This window comes from Nitrososphaera sp. (assembly GCF_036397675.1).
Lineage (GTDB): Archaea > Thermoproteota > Nitrososphaeria > Nitrososphaerales > Nitrososphaeraceae > Nitrososphaera.
Genome location: NZ_DASWIL010000042.1, coordinates 1 through 18,091, shown reverse-complemented (window position 1 = coordinate 18,091; position 18,091 = coordinate 1). Strand labels below are relative to the sequence as shown.

The following is an 18,091-nucleotide window of genomic DNA, read 5'->3' as shown; positions in this document are numbered from 1 at the left end:
GAGCCTATCCCAAAAATAAGACGCCGTCAGAATTTGGCAGTTATAACCGTCAAATACCAATTATTCCCATATAAGACATAGCATCCATCGCTGACTTCCCTTACGATATCCCCATAGAGGTATTTTTGGGATAGGCTCTTAGTCACAGCAGGCATTACGACGTAGGTTATCGGGAGCACCATTATTCGAGGGCTGAGATCATTATAATATTCGTATTATGATGTACTCTGGCAGGGTGTGGTCTTGTGGCCTTATCACGTTCATGCCCATTAACCCTTCAAATTTCATCGCCGCGTCGATTAGGCCTTCCATCCACTCCTCCAACTCGGCTATCCTGCCGGCCTTGGCAGTTCGGGTTACAATGAAGGTGACATGCTCGCCTGACACGCTATGACTTGCGCCTTGTGGACCAGTAACCTACCTGCCAAGGGGGCCGGGTACGGCCCCGTTCATGAAGCTCAGGTCAGGCACAGCCTGCGATGCAAACTCGAGCAGCGGAGCATGCCATATGCCGAAGCCCACCATGAAGACCAGCGCAAACACCAGCACTGCAACCATAGCCCTTGGCTCCTTTACCCTGCTCATGTCAGGCGACTCTTCCATGTACATCTTTCTCATTATCCACGCGTAGTAGCCAAGCGAGAGTGCGCTGTTAAGAACGCCTGCTATCGCAAGCCACGGGCCCCATTCCACCAGCGGGCCGGCGTTTATCGCCGCGCCAAAGAGCACCAGCTTGCTCCAGAACCCGTTGAGCGGAGGCACGCCGGCCAGCGCGAGCAGCGAAATCGAAAGAACTATTGCAGTTATTGGCATGCGCTTTGCAAGGCCCCGGTACTTTTCGAGGCTGTAGCTGGAAAGCGCGACCGCTACTGCAGCCACTGCAATGAAGCCCGCAGACTTCATGACGGCGTGGTTGAGTATGTGAAACAGCGAGCCGGACAGCGCCTGATCTGAGTAGGGCGCAAGCGCCACGCCAATCATAATGTATCCTGCCTGCGCTATTGACGAATATGCGAGGATCCTCGGCACGCTCTTCTGCATTATTGCGCCAAGGTTGCCTACCGTCATCGTGAATACTGCAAGTATCGCAAGCGTAAGCGTCCAGTCTGCGTTCAGGGCAAACATGCCGAGAACGATGACCCTGAGAGCGGCGGCAAAGCCGGCCTTCTTGGTTCCCGCTGCAAGCAGCCCGCCAATAGGGGTGGGCGATCCCTCGTAGGCGTCCGGCAGCCACATGTGGAACGGCACTAGGCCCATCTTGAAGCCAAAGCCGGCCACGAACAGCGCGACTGCGAGCAATCCGACCGGCATCATCGACGCGTCGAGATTAGTCATCGCCCGGATGGAGTCGCCAATGTTGGTGGTGCCAGTCATGCCGTAGACCAGGCCGATTGCAAACACGATGAGCGCCGACGAGAGCGCGCCGAACATAAAGTACTTTATGGCGGCCTCATTCGACACGGGGTCGCGCTTGGCAAAGCCTGCCAGCGCGTACGTCGGCAACGACATGAGTTCCCACGCGACCAGCAGCATGACAAGGTCGGTGGAATAAGCGATGAGTATCATACCTATGCTTGAAAGCAGAATAAGCGAGTAGTACGCCGCCGGGTTGCTCTTGCCCTTCCAGTAGTTCCACGACGACGCCGTCATCATAAGCGACACGAGCAGGAGCGCGATTGCAAAGAACGAGCCGAACAGGTCGTCCACAAGCACGCCCTCAGAAAACGCGACTGCCGGGAGCACCTCGCCGGTGAAGACCCTGAATATGACGATGCCCATAGCGACTATGAGCGCGCCGAACGCGATTGCGCTGTACAGCTTGTTCCTGTCGATGCCGCGCTCGCGCCTGCCGGCGTCAATGGCAGGTATGGCCAAGCCTACCACGCCCAGTATTATCGTCACGAGTATTGGAGTAGATGTTAGTTCCACCATTTCTATCACCCTACAAGAGCAGGAGCATCACCACTATCATGATGCCCACTCCGAACACGAACAGGTATGTCTGTGTGATGCCAGTCTGGCTGCCCTTGACCCACCTTGACATATAGGTCATCGACTGCTGCAACGCAGGGCTGATGCCGTCTATTATGGTGCTTTCAAAGTAGCGCCAGATAAAGCGGTATATCGCCATCGGCCCTATCACCCCGCCCCAGTACAGAGCGGTGTTGAGGTACCACCTGTTGTAGAGGAATGTCCAGATTCCCCGCGTGATAATGTTCCGGCCTATTGCCTGCGGGTCTGCCTTCCTTGCAATGTAGAACACGTAGCCAAAGGCCGCTCCTATGCCGAACGCGCCAAACGACGCGGCGGCTGCAATCGGGTTGAGGTTGAGGAACCCGCGCTCAGTTGTCGAGGCGGCCTGGTGTATACCAAACGACTCTCCCAGGTACTCTTCAAACATGTGGTGCAGCTGCTCTTCGAACATAAAGCCGGCGACGCCCACGATTATCGTCCCAACGGCAAGTATGCCAAAGGGCACCCACATGACGGCGCTCACTTCGTGGACGCGGTGGCCCTCGGTCTCCATCTTTTCGAGGTGCTTGCTCTTGCCGCCAAAGAAGGCCATGCCTATCATCCGGAAGGTATAAAACGCGGTCATGACGGCGACAACCACTGCCATAATGAACAGCGGCATCGCCTGCGAATAGCCAGATTCTAGTACCGCGGCAAAGATGGCGTCCTTGCTCCAAAAGCCTGAAGTAAAGAGCGGCGCGCCCGCCAGTGATAGGGCGGCGAGCAGCATGAAGATGTACGTCTTGGGCATGTGCTTCTTTAATCCGCCCATGTCGGTCATAAAACGCGAATGCACGGTGTGCAAGAGCGCGCCGGCGCCCATGAACAGCGACGCTTTAAACATGGCGTGGCTCATCAGGTGGAAGAACCCTGCCGTGTAGCCGTCGACATAGTTTAGCGAAATTCCTGCAATGCCAAGGCCCATCATCATGTAGCCTATTTGAGAGCCGGTAGAGTACGCAAGTACCTTCTTTATCTCCGGGCTTACAAGCGCCTGCGTTGCGAGCAGGAACGCGGTTATGGCTCCTGTCCACGCGACAATTTCAAAGAACTGACCTGTATCAAGCGCCGACAGCGCAAAGAACAGCGGCCCTATCCTTGCGACCAAGAATACTCCGGCCTTGACCATCGTCGCGGCGTGTATCAGCGCCGAAACAGGAGTCGGGCCGGTCATTGCCTCAAGCAGCCACTCGTTTAGCGGGAACTGCGCGGACTTGCCAACAGCGCCTCCGAACAAGAGGACCGCAGCAGGCACGAGCAGGTTCTGCGCGGCCATCGTCTCCGCCCACGCTTGATCAGCAATTAGTTCCTTAAAGCCAAACGTGCCGGCGTGCATGAATATCAAGAACATGCCGGCAAGCATCATGACGTCGCCTGCCCTCGTCATGAGGAACGCCTTCATGCCGGCGTGCGTCGGCGAGGTCCACATGGCAATGCCGCCTGCGCGGTGCCCTTCTTTCCCGACGTAGTCCTTCTTCTTATCATGGTACCAGAACCCGATAAGCGCGTAAGACGCAAACCCCACGCCTTCCCATCCGAAGAAGACCATGAGCAGGTTGTCCGATAGCACGATGAGCTGCATCGAGCCTATGAAGAAGAGCATGAAGAACCAGTACCGCGTAAGATCGCGATCGCCGTGCATGTAGCCCAGCGAGTATACCATGATGAGGAACGAGATCCAGGCCACGATATTGGTCATGATTATGGCCAGCGGGTCTGCAAGCACGCCAGCTTTGAGGTCGAGCGCAGAAATCCACGGGATCTGGCTGTGCACTTCGTGGCCAGCAAGCCCGACCGGTATCATCGTCGCCGCCGATGCTGCGCTTGCAAGCGCAAAGCCTACGGCTATGTAGTTGCGCGCGTTCTTGCTCCCCTTGGCTATTGCGGGGATTATGGCTGCGCCGGCAAACGGAAGTATCCATATCAGCCAGACGTTGATAGACTCGATAAACGGTATCACCATCAGTGATCCCCTCCCGTCTCTACGCCTACTGCCAGGCCTTCTTCAAGCGCCACTTCGCCGTGCGCGACAGGCTCTATCAGCCCTGATGCCTCGGGCACCGGGAGGACGCCGGGGTAGTCTGCAAACATCCCCTCAATGTAACCTGTAACAGGCGTCAGGAACAGGTCGGGCATGACCCCTATTATGAGCGAGAGCGCGGCAAACGCGGCCATGGTCGCAGTTATGTAGGGGCTTGCCTCCTTTACGTGCGCCATCTCTTCCGGTATCTTGCCAAAGAAGATGCGCTTTATCATCCACAGTATGTAGGCAGAAGTCAGTATCGTGCCCATGATGCCAAAGCCGAACATGGCAGTCCGGAACCAGTCGCCGTCGTTTGCGGCTGTCTGCAGGACGCCGTTAAACATGACCCATTCTGCCATAAAGCCGGCTGTGGGGGGCACGCCCATTATCGTGAGGGCGCCTATCATTGCGATGACTGCGGTGTAGGGCATCTTGCCTGCAAGTCCGCCCAGCTTGGACATGCTCCTTGTGCCGGTCTGCAGTATGATGGAGCCGGCCATCATGAAGAGCACAGCTTTTCCAAGGCCGTGCGTGATGTACAGCATCGTCGCGCCGGTGACGCCAAGAACGCTTTCAGAACCAATGCCAAAAAGAATGTAGCCCATCTGGCTGATTGACGAATATGCGAGGACCCTCTTGATGTCGTCCTGCATCAGCGCCATCGCGCCGCCGTAGATTATGGTGGCAAGGCCCCACATGTTGATGTATATGCTGTACTGCTCGTAACTGCCCGTCAATAATTCAAGCCACAGCCTCAGAAGACCGTAAGCGCCGATGCCGATCATCGCCGGCGACAGGAGCGCCGATACGGGCGTAGGCGCCTCCGCGTGGGCGTACGGCAGCCAGATGTGCAGCAAGAACGCTGCCAGTTTGACGCCAAGGCCGGCTACGAGCCCGAATATGATGAGCGCAAGCCACTCTTGCGGTATCAAGTGGGCGTTTGCCCTTATGGTGTCAAAGTCAAAGCCGCCGGCGAAAAAACCCATCCCCAGCAGGCTCAATAGCAACACGACGGCGCCAGCGTGCGTCCAGAAGAAGAACATGAGGGCTATCCTGCGCCTTGCACCATAGCCGTAGAATGCAACCAGGAAGAACGAGGGAACGAGCATCAGCTCGAAAAATACGTAAAACTCGATGACGTTGGTGGCAAGGACCGTGCCGAACATGCCCATAGAGAACGCGAGGTAGAGCGCAAAGTATAGGCCCATGTGGTGGTTGACATAGCCCTGCTGGTCTGCAGTCAGCGTCAACTGGCCGCCGTGGCCGGGGTTCTCGTGGTGATGAGCGCCGGGCATGTCCTCCATTATCTTGTGGACCATGTACGGCTTTGAGTAGATTACAAGCACGGTGCACAGTATGTAGATTATTAGTGCAAATGGAAGGCTAAGGCCGTCAAGGCGCAGGCCAAAGTTGCCGAACTGGCTCCACGCATATGATTCGACGTAAGCGGACATGCCGCCCTGCAAGAGCATCGCAGGTATGAACAGCAATCCGGTTGAGATGGCAAGCGCGCCGAAAGAGAACCAGGTTACCGCCTTGGCTCCGGCCTTCTTGCTGATAAAGTAGGCAACCGGCGCAAAGAGCAGGGGTATGAAGGTCGCTGCCAACAGGAAAAACGACTCTGCCATCGCGTTTCTAGCCTCTCATGCTCCTGAATTCTGCGACATCTATTTCCTTGTACAGCCTATACGCCACTATGATGAGGCCAAGGCCTATTGCGACTTCGGCTGCAGCTATCGCGATTGAAAAGAGCGCAAAGACCTGACCCTGTATATTGCCAGTGTAGCGGGAAAAGGCTACGAGGTTGAGGTTGGCGGCGTTGGCGATTATCTCGATCGATATGAGCATCCTGATTGCGTTGCGCTTGACAACTAAGCCGTAGATGCCCACGGCTACGAGCACCACTGACACTATTAGAAAATCAATTAGCTCGTTCATCTTTCTGCTCCACATCCTCTCTGCGCGCAAGCGCAAGCGCCGCAATGACCGCGCCGGCAAGCACCAGCCCCAGGACGACTAGCGCCGGCGAGTAGTAGGTCAGCATCTCCTCGCCGATTGCCGTAAAATCGACTGGGGGCGCGGTGAAGCTATTCTGTGTGTTGAGTCCCGACGCCAGTAGCGCGGCCCCAAGACCGCCCATCAATACAAGCATCAGTATTATCCCTCCAAGCTTCCGGCCCTTATCCTCCCTCATGCTAAAGAGCGCCTGGGTGCGGACGAGCATGACGGCGAATATGATGAGCACGGCTACAGCGCCCACGTAGACTGCAATTTGGAACATGGCCACAAACGGCGCATCCAGAAGGAGGAAAAAGCCGGCGATGCCAAGCATAGATACCGCAAGCCCGATTGCGCCGTAGATGAGTTCCCGCGTCTCAAGCGCTACAATGGCCGAGCCGACGGTAAGTACCGCGATACCGACGAATACCGGGTCAACCATGCGTGGCTCCCCTGTCTGTTATTATTATCTCGACGTTGCCGTCGTACTTTGGCTTGACTTCAAGCTGCTGCGGCGTGTATATCAGGTGCTCCTTTGTGAAAGATGAGAGCTCGTAGTCGTTTGTCATGAAAAGGGCGTAGAACGGGCAGGCATCCACGCACAGCCCGCAGAACACGCACTTGCCGTAGTCTATCTGGGGCATGATGGCCTTCTTGTTGTGCTTCCAGTTTTCGTCCACCTTGACCATGCCGATTGCTTCTGCGATGCCTTCGCACGCAATCGCGCACAGCTGGCAGCCGGTGCACTTGTCGTGTATCAGGATGTGCCGGCCGCGGTATCCTGCAATTCCGACGCCCTTTTTCGGGTCAAACTGGTAGCCGTCGCCCACAAAGCGCAGCTTTTGTTCGGGATACCTCAACGTAAAGCGACGCATGACGAGGTGCTTTGAGCCGGACTCGATTGCCTTGATGAAACCCGAAGCGGTACTCATCTGACAAGCAGCCCCTCCGGACCAAGTATGCCGCCATATATTAGTGCAAGGGCGACGAACATGTTGATGAACGAAAGCACGATCAGCTTGTACCAGCCGGTGTGGAGCAGGATGTCTATCCTGATACGCGGGCTGATGCCCCGTGGCAGAAGGAACAGCATTATCACGCCGAAGGTCTTTACCGAGAACCAGAATATCGCAGACAGCGTCACGTGGTTGTAGATCTTTTCGCCGGTGTAGCCAGGTATGATTTCTTCAGGGAATATGATGGGGCCGGACCAGCCGCCTAGAAACAGCACGACAAAAAGCGCGGCCAGCACGTACAGTTTCAGGTAGGTGCCCAGCTGTATTAGGCCGTAGATCATGCCTGACGTTTCAGTTATCCAGCCTGCGACGATCTCGCTTTCTGCCTCCGGGAGGTCGAACGGGATCCTCTCTAGCTCTGCCAGCGACGACAGGTAGAACACGAACGCGCTTATCGGGAGGAAGAACACGAACCAGTACGAGGCTATCTGCGACTCAACTATGCCTGTCAGGTTCAGCGTGCCTGCAAGTATCACGACCGATAACGCCGAAATGATGAACGGGATCTCGAAAGCGATAATCTGGTGCAGGGCCCTGAGACCGCCGATGAAGGGGTACTTGCTGTTTGACGCCCACGAGAAAAGCAACGCGATCAGCGGGAAGAACCCGAATATCGCAAACACGGCTACTAGGCCCACGTCGATGTCGGCGACTACCCAGCCGGGTGCGACCGGTATGAGCGCGGCTGCCGCTGCGGCGACTGAGACGAACGCAATGGGCGCGGCCCAAAAGATCGGCTTGTCCGCCGCTGCAGGGATGATTATCTCCTTTGATATCAGCTTCAGCCCGTCGGCCGCAAGCTGGAGCCAGCCCTCTATCTTGCCCACGTACAGCGGCCCGTAGCGCAGCTGCATCTTGGCTAGGAACTTGCGCTCGACAAATATCGTGACTGCCGCAAAGAGCGCAGCGTAGGTAAAGCCGGGGAACGCGGCCACCCTGAAAAGGTCGGTGTGGATAAGGTACTTGGCTATCGGAACGGTGCGGGTAGGATCCACGACCATTGTCAGGAACAGGTACGGGGTCAAGGGTTCGTCGCCGAGCGGAGGCAGCGGCACGTAGAATAGCACGATGAATATCAGCGGCAGGCCGACGAGCGAGATTATGATGAGGATCCAGAATACCAGCCACAGTACGCTTCCAACGAACTCGCCAAAGCGGAAAGACTCGATGTACGACGCCAACTACCTGTCAGCCTCCACCGGCCAGTAGTTCAGCGACCAATATACAGCAGGCATGTCTGCAAGCTTGTTGCCGACGAGAAGGTACGGAAGAGCGAGCAAGTTGCGGAACGAGCCCACCGATATCTTGACCCGATATGGCCTGGGCGTGCCGTCGCTCACGATGTGATAGCCAAGCGCGCCTCTGCCGGACTCGACACGCCTGTACGCCTCTCCTGGCGGCCCCTTGGGGTTTGGCTGGAGTTTTGTGCGGACCTCGCCTGACTCGGGCATCTTGTCCAGCAACTGCCGCATTATGTTGCAGGACTCTTTCATGTCAAGGAACGGGACGTACGAGCGGGCAAACGAGTCGCCTGTCTTCATGTACTGCACCTTGAAGTCAACTTCGTTGTAAACGTCATAGGGTTCGACTTTGCGTATGTCGTACGGGATGCCCGACGCGCGAAGCACAGAGCCCGTCACGCCGAGCTTGACCGCGTCTTCTTTTGACAGCACCGCAACGCCTTCGGTCCTCTGCCTGAAAAGCGGCATGTTGTAAAAGATGTCCTCGTACTCCTTCAGGCGCTTCTCGAAATATCTGATGTGGTCAAGACACCTTTGCTTAAAGCCCTCGGGCATGTCGTTTCTCACGCCGCCGGGGATGTTGTAGGCGTGCGTGACACGGGCGCCCGTCAGCCTCTCAAGCAGGTCGATAAAGAGTTCGCGGTCGCCTGCCGGCCACATGAACATGGTCGAGTGGCCAAGGAATATTCCGTAGATAGCAAGCCAGTACAGCGTGTATACTTGGCGGTTCAGCTCCGATGCAATGGCCCTGATGAACTGGCCGCGGCGCGGGACCTGGATGCCCATCAAATCCTCGACAGCAAGGCTATACGAGTAGGTGATGTTGTTAGAATCGTGGATTACTGGTCTCTCCAGGTGGGGGATGTTCTGTATGACGTTGCGGTACTCGCACATCTTTTCCTCTCCACGGTGCACGTAGCCGGGGTCCGGGTCGCAGTAGACGATGTAGTCTCCGTCAACTTTGATGGTGAAGCGGAAGTGGCCCGAGCCTGGGTGCTGGGGTCCGACTGAAAGCGTCATCAGGCGGTCTTCCTCGATCTCCTTGACCACCTGCAGTCCCAGTTTCCTCGTCTCCTCTATCTTTTCTTCAAGAGTCGCCATGCTATCTCCCCTTTATCCTGAAATCCTTGCGTAGAGGCGGAATGTCTGCCCAGTCCTCCGGGAGCAGGAACCTCTCCATCCTCGGGTGCCCCTCGAAGTAGACGCCAAGCATCTCATACGTCTCGCGCTCGTGGTACTCGACGCTTGGGTATACCCTTATCAGCGACGGCACGCGCGGGTCGTCTCTGTTTGCCTTTGTGGTCAGGACTATGATGTTCGCAAGAAGGTCGTTGCGCGTGTACGAACCCAGGTGGTAGTTGACTTCAATCTGATTTTCCTTTGGGTAGTCTGTCCCGGATGCCGACTCGGCGTGGTCAAAGCCCATACTGTCCCGAAGGTAAGTGGCCACTTCGACAATGCTTGAAGGCCCTGTCTCGACCTTTATCCTGATGGGCCTGATGTAGAGTATTTTCACCGCGTCGCCAAATTTTGCGACGAGTTCCTGGGCAAGACCTTTCTCAAACGCGGGCGGCTCGGGCTCCTGCTTGGCAGGCGGAGCAGCTGTCGCTGGAGGCGCAGCGGGTTTTGGGGCCGGAACAGGTTTTGTTTCTGCCGGCTTGGCCACTTCCGGAGCTGCCTTTTCCGGGCCTGCAGCCTTGGTGGGCTTTGCCGCTTTCATTTTCTGCTCTTCTTTATCGCTGCTCATGCTACTTTATCTTTGACCTTTTGATCTTTTCCTGCAGTAGCATTGTGCCTTGGATAAGCGTCTCTGGTCTTGGCGGGCATCCCGGCACATAGACATCCACCGGTATGATGCCGTCTACGCCAGGAAGGACGTTGTACGAGTCTATGTACAGCCCGCCAGTGATTGCGCAAGCCCCCATCGCTATGACGTACTTTGGCTCGGGCATCTGGTCGTAGACCATCCTGAGCCTGGGCGCCATCTTCCTCGTGACAGTTCCCTGCACCACGATGAGGTCGCACATGCGGAGCGACCCGAACGCCTCGATGATGCCGAACCTCTCGACATCGTACCTGGGGCTCGACGCGGCCCCAAACTCGACGCTGCAGCACGCAGTCTCTAGGTGCACGGGCCACAAGGACCACAACCTTCCCCAGTTTATGGCGTATCCAAGTGGCTTGTCAAGTGCCCTGACCAGCACGTCGGAGAGCTTGCTCACAAAGGCGTTGAAGTTAGTCGGGCTGACGAGTTCCTTGTTCAAAGGCGCAATCCCTTCCTGATTATTTCAGCTCTTCTACCGTATTTAAAACCTGCTAGCATTACCAGATCCCCTTCCTACCTGCAAGAGACAGCGCGTAGCCCATTGCGGCAAACATTATGGCCAGAAATGCGATTATCGGCAAAGTCGCAGTTCGGGGAATGTTGAAAAGCGCCGAGCCCCAGGCGTATAAAAAGATAGACATGACGTCAAAGACGACGAACATGAGTATGTAAGCATAATACTGCATCATGAAATGCGAGCGGCCTTCGCCTGTCGGCATCTGTCCACACTCCATCGGCAGGAACTTGACGGGATTGTAGCGGCGCCTCGGAGAGAGGAGCCTTGAGAGAACCAGCGCGGGCACCGAGGCTGCGAGACCAAAACCCAGCATGTAAAGGATTGGAGTAAAGTCTGCAGCGGTCTCTCCAGCCAAGTCAACTGAGCTGGTTTAACGAAGATATAAAAACTTAGCGAGATTTCGCTTGCAAGCGCAAAACTTTCATTTCAAGACCATGTCGAACAGCTGCCGCGCCGCCAATTTCGGGTGGTGCAGCGCAAGCTTCATCATTTTCACGGCGGTGAACTCGGCCTTTATGAAGTCAAGGAACTCGTCTGGCGTCATGTCGCGCAGTATCTCTATCTCCCTGTCCCACTCGGCATCAGACAGCCCAATCCAGCGCGACTGCACCTTCAAAGCAGAAGCTATCTTGGACGCGACACGGGCCTTCCAGGCCCTTTCATACTCTGCAAGCGACTCCTTTGTTGCGCCCTCTGTGATTGATCGTGCGCCCACCTTTCCCGCGAGCCGGCCGAACTCGATTGCATATCGTATTCCCTCAAGCACCAGCGGGTTTGCTTGGCCCGCCGAGTCGCCGACGAGCAGGAGGCCGACTGAAATAGAGTTTGAGCGCACGCCCTCGTTTGGGATAAAGCCGTAATGCAGTTCAATTGGCTGAATCTTGCCAAGCTTGTCCAGTGGCTTCAGCCGCTTTTCAAGTATGGAATGGAGCTTGTCAAGCGGGTCTGCCTGCGACTCGGGCCTGCCTATGCCGACTCCTATCCTTGCGCGGTGTTGCGAAAGCGGGAAGACCCAGGCGTAGCCGGCGTCAGAATATTGTTGTCCAACCATGAGCGTCCACGTGAAACTATCAACATTGTCACAGTAGCACTCGTACTCGGCTCCGACGCCGTAGCGACGCCACTCGCCTGCTATTCCGGCTTTGCGACCGGCAGACGTGCTAAAGCCGCTCGCGTCGACGACGAGTGTGCATTTCACGTCAAGGTCGCCGACTGGCGTGCTTGCCCTGACGCCCGTGACCCTGTCTCCTTCCCGGGCGACATTGATGACGTTGCTCCTCACCATTATCTCGGCCCCTGCTTCGGCTGCCATAAACGCAAGGTGCTGGTAGGTGGCCCGCACGTCAAGGACACACGACTTGGGCGTCGAGCCTGCTATCATGACCTCGTTTGACTGAGAAACGAACTGGTAGTTTGAGACGGGGTTGTACAGGTGGTTCGGAATGCCAAGCCGCTCCATCGAGTCTATCCAGCTTACGCCGGACGTCCTCACGCTGTGGGCTATGGCTTCGTCCTTCTCGAAAAGGATGACGCTTGCGCCAGCCTTTGCCGCGGCCCAGGCGGCCGACAGCCCGGCAGGTCCACCGCCCACGACTGCGATGTCGTATTTTTTCTCCACAATATCGCCCTCCGGCGAACTAGCTGAGCGCACGCATCAAATTATGTGTTTCATTCAAGCCATGTAGTTTTTCCGGGTTTCTTTACCTGCAAGTGCGCAAAGTCCTCGCCCTTAATTGCGCCATGCCAGTGCCACACGTAGGCAGGCACGCAGACATAGTCGTCATCGCTCAGGGCATGCACTTCGTCCATGCTCACCCTTGCCACGTTGTCGCCTTCCATCGCGACCTTGCTCTGCAGGACGACCAGACCCCTGCCCTTTGTCGCAATCAATATTTGATCAGTCTCGTGGTAATGCAGTTTCGTCCTTGCGCCGTTTGAGAAAGTGACCAGGTACGTCTCGACTTCTTTGCTTGCAGCCTCTGTAACCATCTTCTTCACCTCTGCGGAGCCTACGAAATAGTGAAGCATGGAGGTGTCAGGCGCAACGTCGCGGATGTTACCCTTGTGCATGACCCTGCTATGATAGCGGCTGTTAAATGTCTACTGACTGGCCATTTCGGTACTTGCTGTCAAAGATCATTTCAACTATCTTGGCAGCGACTTGTTCTGGCTTGAGCATCTTTTCCTTGTTCGCTTTATGATAAGCGGGATCGATGTCCTGCATCACCGTGTCCACGTCGCCGGGGCAGATAGCCATCACCCTTATCCTGCTCGAGGCGACCTCCCATGCGAGGCTCTCTGTCAGCCCCATCATGCCGAACTTGCTTGCACAGTATGCAGACAGGTTTTCAAAGCCCGACTTCCCAGCGCCTGAGCTGACGTTTACTATGACGCCCGAGTTTCGTTGAAGCATGTAAGGCAGGACCGCCCTCGAGCACAAAAACGCGCCTTTCAGGTTCGAGTTGATGGTCTCGTCCCACTCTTGCTCAGTAGTATCGGCAAGCTGCTTCAGTATGACGACGCCGGCGTTGTTCACGAGAACGTTGACCTCACCAAATTGCTCGACGGTATTTTTGACGAATTTGTCCGCGTCGGAAGCGATGCCCACATCGCACCTCATGCCAAGTACGCCTGCGTGTAAGTTCCTTATCTCGTCGGCAACTGCATCTATCTCGCTCTGGGTCCGGGAGCATACCGCGACGTTCATGCCTTTTTTCGCAAGCATGATGGCAGATTCTTTACCTATCCCCCTGCCACTACCGGTCACTATTGCCGTTGGCATGCCGTAAGACAGGGCTTGGCGACTATAATTTGTAGTGGATGGTATGCCAGCAACAGCATTCGTCAAGCGCGCAGTTTGGGCATTCTTTTTCGGACCTACTTTGCAGGCATTCCTGCGGCGTGCAGTTGCAGTCGGCGCACTTCATGCTTTTGGTTCAGCGGTTCGCGCTAAAAAATCTAACAGTTATATCCTGATTTCATGGCAGAAATGCCATGCAGCTGATACCGGCAGAGCCGGCGCCAGAGTTCAAAGGGATAACCGGCTGGGCAAACTCGGAGCCGCTCTCGATCAAGTCGCTGAAGGGCAAGGTCGTCATACTGGACTGCTGGACCTACACGTGCATCTTCTGTCTACGCACGATACCCGTACTGAGGCGGCTGCAGGAAAAATACAAAGACCTGCAGGTGGTGCAGGCCCATTCTGCAGAATACCAGTTTGCGACAGACCAAGAAAACATCCGCCGGGCGCTTGCCCGCTACGGTGTCAAGCTGCCGGTCGCGTTTGACACCGCAAACAAGACGTGGGAGGCGTACGGCAACACATACTGGCCAAAGCACGTGCTCATTGACGCAAGCGGCTTTGTGCGCTACGAGCACGCAGGTTACGGCGACATCACCGAGTTTGAGCCTGTCGTTGCAGAGCTTCTAGAAGAGGCCGGTCAGAAGCCGCTTGATTACGACGACAAGAACCCTGAAGACGAGATCTTTGACACTTATGGAATGCACTACGCCAGCATTGCGCCGGAAATCTGCGTCGGCTACTCGCGCATGCGCCGCTTCGGCAACAACCAGACGTTCAGGCCAGACGAACCAAGCGTGGCAGTCGACTCCGGCACCCACTTTGACAACAGCGTCTACCTGCGCGGAAAATGGATATGGCAGAGGGAAAGGGTCCAATATGCGCCCGGCGGCAAGGAAACGATACCGGCGATAATCATGAAATACAACTCTGCCCGGAAGGTCCACGGCATCATAGGGACCGCAGACGGCAGGCCGGGAAGGTGTGAGGTGAAGCTCGACGGGAACTCGCTTGCAAAAGAACACCTTGGCAGGGACGCAAGGCTCGAAGGCGGTGCAAGTGTCGTCGACATACAGTGGCCTTTCATGTACAATCTGGCCAAGACGGACAAGCCCGGGGTGCACGAGATAGAGATAATCCCCCGGTCAGACAATTTCGTCTTCTACACTTTTGTGTTCGGGTGAAACATTTTTGCGACCTGCGGCTTGACGGCTTTTCCCAGCGCGTTTCTTGGAAGTTCGTCTACCACCTTTATGTCCGCAGGGACCTTGTAGGGTGCAAGCCTCTCCTTTGCCCACGTCCTGAGCAATGGGGGGTCCAATTGTCCCTTGACAATAACGGCGGCGCATACCTTCTGCCCCCACACCTCGTCGTCGACTCCCACGACCGCGCAGTCTGAAACCGCAGGGTGCGCCCGCAGCGCTTCCTCGATTTCAAGCGCAGAGACCTTGTAGCCGCCTGTCTTGATGATGTCGACGCTCTTTCTCCCGAGTATGCGGTAGACGCCGTTTTCCCTGACTGCGATGTCGCCGGTGCAGAACCACCTGTCGGCGGTGAACGATTCCTTAGTGCTGTCCGGCCTGTTCCAGTACTCGTTGAACACGCCACCGCTCTTGACCTGTATTTCGCCCGGCTCACCGTCGGCCACAGGTTTCTCGTTGTCACCTGCAAGTCTGACCTGCACCCCGGGCAGTGGCGACCCTACCGACCCGGGCACCCGGGTGCCCTCAAGAGGGTTCGAGAGCGTCATGCCAGTCTCGGTCATTCCATACCTTTCCATGATGACGTGGCCGGTTATCTCCTGCCACTTTGCAAGCGTCGTTACCGGAAGGGCCGCGGAGCCGGAGACCATCAACCGCATTAGTTTGAAGCCGGCCGACATGGCCTCCTTGTCAGGCGCGGCCTGCCATTCAGCAATCAACTTTGAGTAAATAGTTGGCACTGCCATGAACACGGTGATGTCGCCTCGCGAAAAGGAAGACCAGGTTTGCTTTGCTTCGAACTTGGGCAACACTTCGCACTTGGCTCCCGCCCAGAGCGCGCACGAAAGTACGTTTATCAGACCATGGACGTGGTGCAGGGGTAGCACAAGCAACGTATGGTCACTTTCAATCCAGCCCCACGCCTGAACAAGCATCGTTATCTGGGCCTCAATATTTGCGTGCATAGTGACTACACCCTTTGGCCTGGTTGTAGTCCCGCTGGTATAGAGTATCATCGCCGGCCGGTTCTTTTCTATGCGTGGCAATGCCTGATCGCCCTCACGCGCGGCCTCTGAGACAGAATAGAGTTGTTCAAAGGCAGGCACTTTGTCGCGCAGAGTATCGTGTGCAATGACTGACGAGATGCCGCAGTCTCGGATGATGTATTCTAGCTCGGCCTCGGGATACATCACTGGCAGCGGGACTGCAATCCCGCCGGCGCTCCATATCCCCCACTGGACCGCCGCGTACGAAAAACTGGGAGGCAAGATGAAGCCCACCCTTGCGCCTGCAAGGTCCCCCCCGTTTTTTGCAAGCAAAAAGCGCGCGACGCGCAGCGATTGTTCGTATAGTTCATCGTATGAAAAGGAGCGGCTGCCCTCTATTATGGCAGTCCTGCTCCCGTGCGACGATGCACGATGCACTATTTCGACGCTTGACACCAATGCCAGTTCTGCAAAGAGGGAATAAAGTTTTTTATCGCGTCGACCTCTGCAATAACCAAATGGCAGGCATTGCGGAAGGCAGCGACGCACCCGATTTCTCTATGAGAGACATAAAGGGCAACGTTTTCAGGCTGTCCGGCCTCAAGGGCAAAAAGAACGTCGCCGTTTACTTTTACCCGAAAGATTTCACGCCCGGCTGCACCACAGAGGCGACAGAGTTTAGCCGCGACTATAGCAAGTTTGCAAATGCTAGCATAGAGATAGTCGGCATAAGCCCGGACAGCGAGGAATCGCACGACAAGTTCCGCGGCAAGATGGGCATACCCTACCCGCTCGTCGCCGACACCGACAAGGAGGTCGCAAAGAGCTATGGCGTGTTTGGTATGAAGAGCTTCATGGGGAGGGAGTTCATGGGCGTCATCCGCACGACGTTCCTTATCGACAAGTCGGGAAAAGTCATCAAGGTCTTTGCCAAGGTCAAGCCCGCCGGCCACAGCAGAGAAGTGCTCGAGTCATTTGGCTGACTCGACCAGCTCCGACAAGTGTTCCAGTATGCGCATGTGGTGCTCCTCGTCGACGCTCACGCTCCTTAACAGCGCGGCGGTTTCCGGGTCCTCGGCCATTTCCGCGCATCTCAAGAGCGCGTCTCGAGAGGCCCTCTCGTCCTCTATCGACGCGGCAATGCCCTTTTTCGTCAGGAGCGAGCTCCCGGTTGCGCCCTCTATCTCGGCCATTATGCGCGATATGTACTCGATGTGCCTGAGGCCGTCGCTCAAGAGCGTGTGCAGGTAGCTCCGCACGAGATTGTTCTCCACCGCCGTCAGGGCAGACATGTAGTGCATCAGCTCTTTTATCTCGGCATCATGCTGCTCCTTCAACAGCGAGTGCAGCTTTTGCTTCCTCGCAAGCTCCTTCAGCCGGCTGTCCATACAGGGTTTGTAACGCCACACCAATAAAAAAATGACGCGCCTATGTTTAAATAACAATTTGGTAATCCCTGTTCTCGGTTGTCCGAAGCCCAGAAGGTTTGCAGCTGCTCCTGCCACAAAAAGTACGGCTATGAATCTTTCTGCAGCAAGTGCACAGAAAGGCACAAAACATCGCCCCACTACCAAGTCATGAAAAAGTTCGAATAGAAGATGACAACCTCAAAGATATCATAGTACCTGTCAGACATTCACATTCTATGAACAGGACGGTGGACTATTACTGCAGGCTGCACCCGACGATGGTTGGCAAGGTAGCGGTCCAATTGTGTACTGCGCCTTCTCTTTTTCATTTTTTGCAAGATGCTGTAAAAGTAAAATGGTGCGGGAGATGGGATTTGAACCCACGAACCCCTTCGGGATAAGAGCCTCAGTCTTACGCCTTTGACCAAGCTGGGCGACTCCCGCTCCAGAGTAGACGCTTTTGCTCCGCTAATTTGAATATTTCCTAATGATAACCCGATTAATTTCAAGCTAGCACAGGCCGGCAGAAAAGCCTGGTCGTACTTTGCCATTCATTGCACGACTACCAATTGGGATTGTTAGCGTACTATTATGGTTGGGCGTGGTGCCTAAAAAGTTTTTTCAATCCTTCATTTGGGGTGCTGATGTTCACATACCTATCCATCTTCCAAAATTCTTTGCGCGTTGAGCGTTCCCGAGGCGGGCCTATGTCGGTACCAAAGATAGCGCTTGAAGGCATACTAGCTTTACGAGGTAGTATTGAGGTAGTGGTATTCTTTTCAGGTGTGACTTTGTTATGATGGTGCCTGCTCAGATTCCTCTCAGTCTATCGAGCCGGAGTAGTATTGTCCGCTAATGCTATCTTGGACGTCCTGGAAGAGTCTCTGATTTAATTTCGTTTGAAAAGATCGCTTTTGCCTTAAGAGCCTATCCCAAAAATACCTCTATGGGGATATCGTAAGGGAAGTCAGCGATGGATGCTATGTCTTATATGGGAATAATTGGTATTTGACGGTTATAACTGCCAAATTCTGACGGCGTCTTATTTTTGGGATAGGCTC

At 55.5% G+C, this 18,091-nt stretch carries 20 protein-coding genes and 1 tRNA gene; 3 read left to right on the top strand and 18 right to left on the bottom strand.

Annotated elements, in window-relative coordinates; translation table 11 throughout:
• Nucleotides 1–201 precede the first annotated feature (201 nt).
• The 15 genes from VGA14_RS09580 to VGA14_RS09510 all read right to left on the bottom strand — a co-directional run bounded on the left by VGA14_RS09580 (nucleotide 202) and on the right by VGA14_RS09510 (nucleotide 13,415).
• The gene (locus tag VGA14_RS09580) at nucleotides 202–387 is read right to left on the bottom strand and encodes a hypothetical protein (protein ID WP_331003536.1); all 186 of its coding nucleotides are present in this window, start codon (nucleotides 385–387) and stop codon (nucleotides 202–204) included.
• A 30-nt stretch (nucleotides 388–417) separates the two neighbouring features.
• Nucleotides 418–1,932 (bottom strand): NADH-quinone oxidoreductase subunit N, encoded by a 1,515-nt coding sequence (locus VGA14_RS09575; protein ID WP_331003535.1) that lies wholly within the window; start codon nucleotides 1,930–1,932, stop codon nucleotides 418–420.
• A gap of 10 nt (nucleotides 1,933–1,942) precedes the next feature.
• Nucleotides 1,943–3,976 (bottom strand): NADH-quinone oxidoreductase subunit L, encoded by a 2,034-nt coding sequence (locus tag VGA14_RS09570; RefSeq protein WP_331003534.1) that lies wholly within the window; start codon nucleotides 3,974–3,976, stop codon nucleotides 1,943–1,945.
• Complete coding sequence (locus tag VGA14_RS09565) at nucleotides 3,976–5,664, bottom strand: NADH-quinone oxidoreductase subunit M (RefSeq protein ID WP_331003533.1); 1,689 nt, start codon at nucleotides 5,662–5,664, stop codon at nucleotides 3,976–3,978. Before VGA14_RS09565 ends, VGA14_RS09570 begins: the two co-directional genes overlap by 1 nt.
• 7 nt (nucleotides 5,665–5,671) lie before the next feature.
• Complete coding sequence (gene nuoK, locus VGA14_RS09560; RefSeq protein WP_331003532.1) at nucleotides 5,672–5,974, bottom strand: NADH-quinone oxidoreductase subunit NuoK; 303 nt, start codon at nucleotides 5,972–5,974, stop codon at nucleotides 5,672–5,674.
• Nucleotides 5,958–6,476, bottom strand: coding sequence for an NADH-quinone oxidoreductase subunit J (locus VGA14_RS09555; RefSeq protein WP_331003531.1), 519 nt, complete (start codon nucleotides 6,474–6,476; stop codon nucleotides 5,958–5,960). The genes nuoK and VGA14_RS09555 overlap by 17 nt, the downstream gene beginning before the upstream one ends.
• Nucleotides 6,469–6,966, bottom strand: coding sequence for an NADH-quinone oxidoreductase subunit I (locus VGA14_RS09550; RefSeq protein WP_331003530.1), 498 nt, complete (start codon nucleotides 6,964–6,966; stop codon nucleotides 6,469–6,471). Before VGA14_RS09550 ends, VGA14_RS09555 begins: the two co-directional genes overlap by 8 nt.
• Entirely contained in the window at nucleotides 6,963–8,231 is a 1,269-nt protein-coding gene (locus VGA14_RS09545) for a complex I subunit 1 family protein (protein WP_331003529.1), read from the bottom strand. The genes VGA14_RS09550 and VGA14_RS09545 overlap by 4 nt, the downstream gene beginning before the upstream one ends.
• Complete coding sequence (locus VGA14_RS09540) at nucleotides 8,232–9,392, bottom strand: NADH-quinone oxidoreductase subunit D (protein ID WP_331003528.1); 1,161 nt, start codon at nucleotides 9,390–9,392, stop codon at nucleotides 8,232–8,234.
• Between the two features lies 1 nt (nucleotide 9,393).
• Entirely contained in the window at nucleotides 9,394–10,038 is a 645-nt protein-coding gene (locus VGA14_RS09535; protein WP_331003527.1) for an NADH-quinone oxidoreductase subunit C, read from the bottom strand.
• A gap of 1 nt (nucleotide 10,039) precedes the next feature.
• The gene (locus tag VGA14_RS09530; RefSeq protein WP_331003526.1) at nucleotides 10,040–10,555 is read right to left on the bottom strand and encodes an NADH-quinone oxidoreductase subunit NuoB; all 516 of its coding nucleotides are present in this window, start codon (nucleotides 10,553–10,555) and stop codon (nucleotides 10,040–10,042) included.
• A 58-nt stretch (nucleotides 10,556–10,613) separates the two neighbouring features.
• The gene (locus VGA14_RS09525; RefSeq protein ID WP_349257167.1) at nucleotides 10,614–10,946 is read right to left on the bottom strand and encodes an NADH-quinone oxidoreductase subunit A; all 333 of its coding nucleotides are present in this window, start codon (nucleotides 10,944–10,946) and stop codon (nucleotides 10,614–10,616) included.
• Between the two features lie 108 nt (nucleotides 10,947–11,054).
• Nucleotides 11,055–12,251 (bottom strand): NAD(P)/FAD-dependent oxidoreductase, encoded by a 1,197-nt coding sequence (locus tag VGA14_RS09520; protein ID WP_331003524.1) that lies wholly within the window; start codon nucleotides 12,249–12,251, stop codon nucleotides 11,055–11,057.
• Nucleotides 12,252–12,301: 50 nt separating this feature from the next.
• The gene (locus tag VGA14_RS09515; protein ID WP_331003523.1) at nucleotides 12,302–12,703 is read right to left on the bottom strand and encodes a hypothetical protein; all 402 of its coding nucleotides are present in this window, start codon (nucleotides 12,701–12,703) and stop codon (nucleotides 12,302–12,304) included.
• Between the two features lie 22 nt (nucleotides 12,704–12,725).
• Nucleotides 12,726–13,415 carry an SDR family oxidoreductase gene (locus tag VGA14_RS09510; RefSeq protein WP_331003522.1) on the bottom strand — a complete coding sequence of 230 codons (690 nt, stop codon included), beginning with the start codon at nucleotides 13,413–13,415 and terminating at the stop codon, nucleotides 12,726–12,728.
• 212 nt (nucleotides 13,416–13,627) lie between these two features.
• On the opposite strand from VGA14_RS09510, the gene VGA14_RS09505 reads away from it, so the two are divergent.
• Complete coding sequence (locus tag VGA14_RS09505) at nucleotides 13,628–14,617, top strand: redoxin family protein (RefSeq protein WP_331003521.1); 990 nt, start codon at nucleotides 13,628–13,630, stop codon at nucleotides 14,615–14,617.
• Here the strand turns inward: VGA14_RS09505 and VGA14_RS09500 are convergent.
• The gene (locus VGA14_RS09500) at nucleotides 14,596–16,077 is read right to left on the bottom strand and encodes an acyl-CoA synthetase (protein WP_331003520.1); all 1,482 of its coding nucleotides are present in this window, start codon (nucleotides 16,075–16,077) and stop codon (nucleotides 14,596–14,598) included. The genes VGA14_RS09505 and VGA14_RS09500 overlap by 22 nt on opposite strands.
• Before the next feature lie 62 nt (nucleotides 16,078–16,139).
• On the opposite strand from VGA14_RS09500, the gene VGA14_RS09495 reads away from it, so the two are divergent.
• Entirely contained in the window at nucleotides 16,140–16,604 is a 465-nt protein-coding gene (locus VGA14_RS09495) for a peroxiredoxin (protein WP_331003519.1), read from the top strand.
• Here the strand turns inward: VGA14_RS09495 and VGA14_RS09490 are convergent.
• The gene (locus VGA14_RS09490; RefSeq protein WP_331003518.1) at nucleotides 16,593–17,009 is read right to left on the bottom strand and encodes a hypothetical protein; all 417 of its coding nucleotides are present in this window, start codon (nucleotides 17,007–17,009) and stop codon (nucleotides 16,593–16,595) included. The genes VGA14_RS09495 and VGA14_RS09490 overlap by 12 nt on opposite strands.
• A 78-nt stretch (nucleotides 17,010–17,087) precedes the next feature.
• Between VGA14_RS09490 and VGA14_RS09485 the strand changes: the two genes are divergently transcribed.
• The gene (locus VGA14_RS09485) at nucleotides 17,088–17,216 is read left to right on the top strand and encodes a hypothetical protein (RefSeq protein WP_331003517.1); all 129 of its coding nucleotides are present in this window, start codon (nucleotides 17,088–17,090) and stop codon (nucleotides 17,214–17,216) included.
• A 170-nt stretch (nucleotides 17,217–17,386) separates the two neighbouring features.
• Here VGA14_RS09485 and VGA14_RS09480 read toward each other — a convergent pair.
• Nucleotides 17,387–17,474: transfer RNA gene (locus VGA14_RS09480), tRNA-Leu, on the bottom strand.
• Nucleotides 17,475–18,091: the final 617 nt, after the last annotated feature.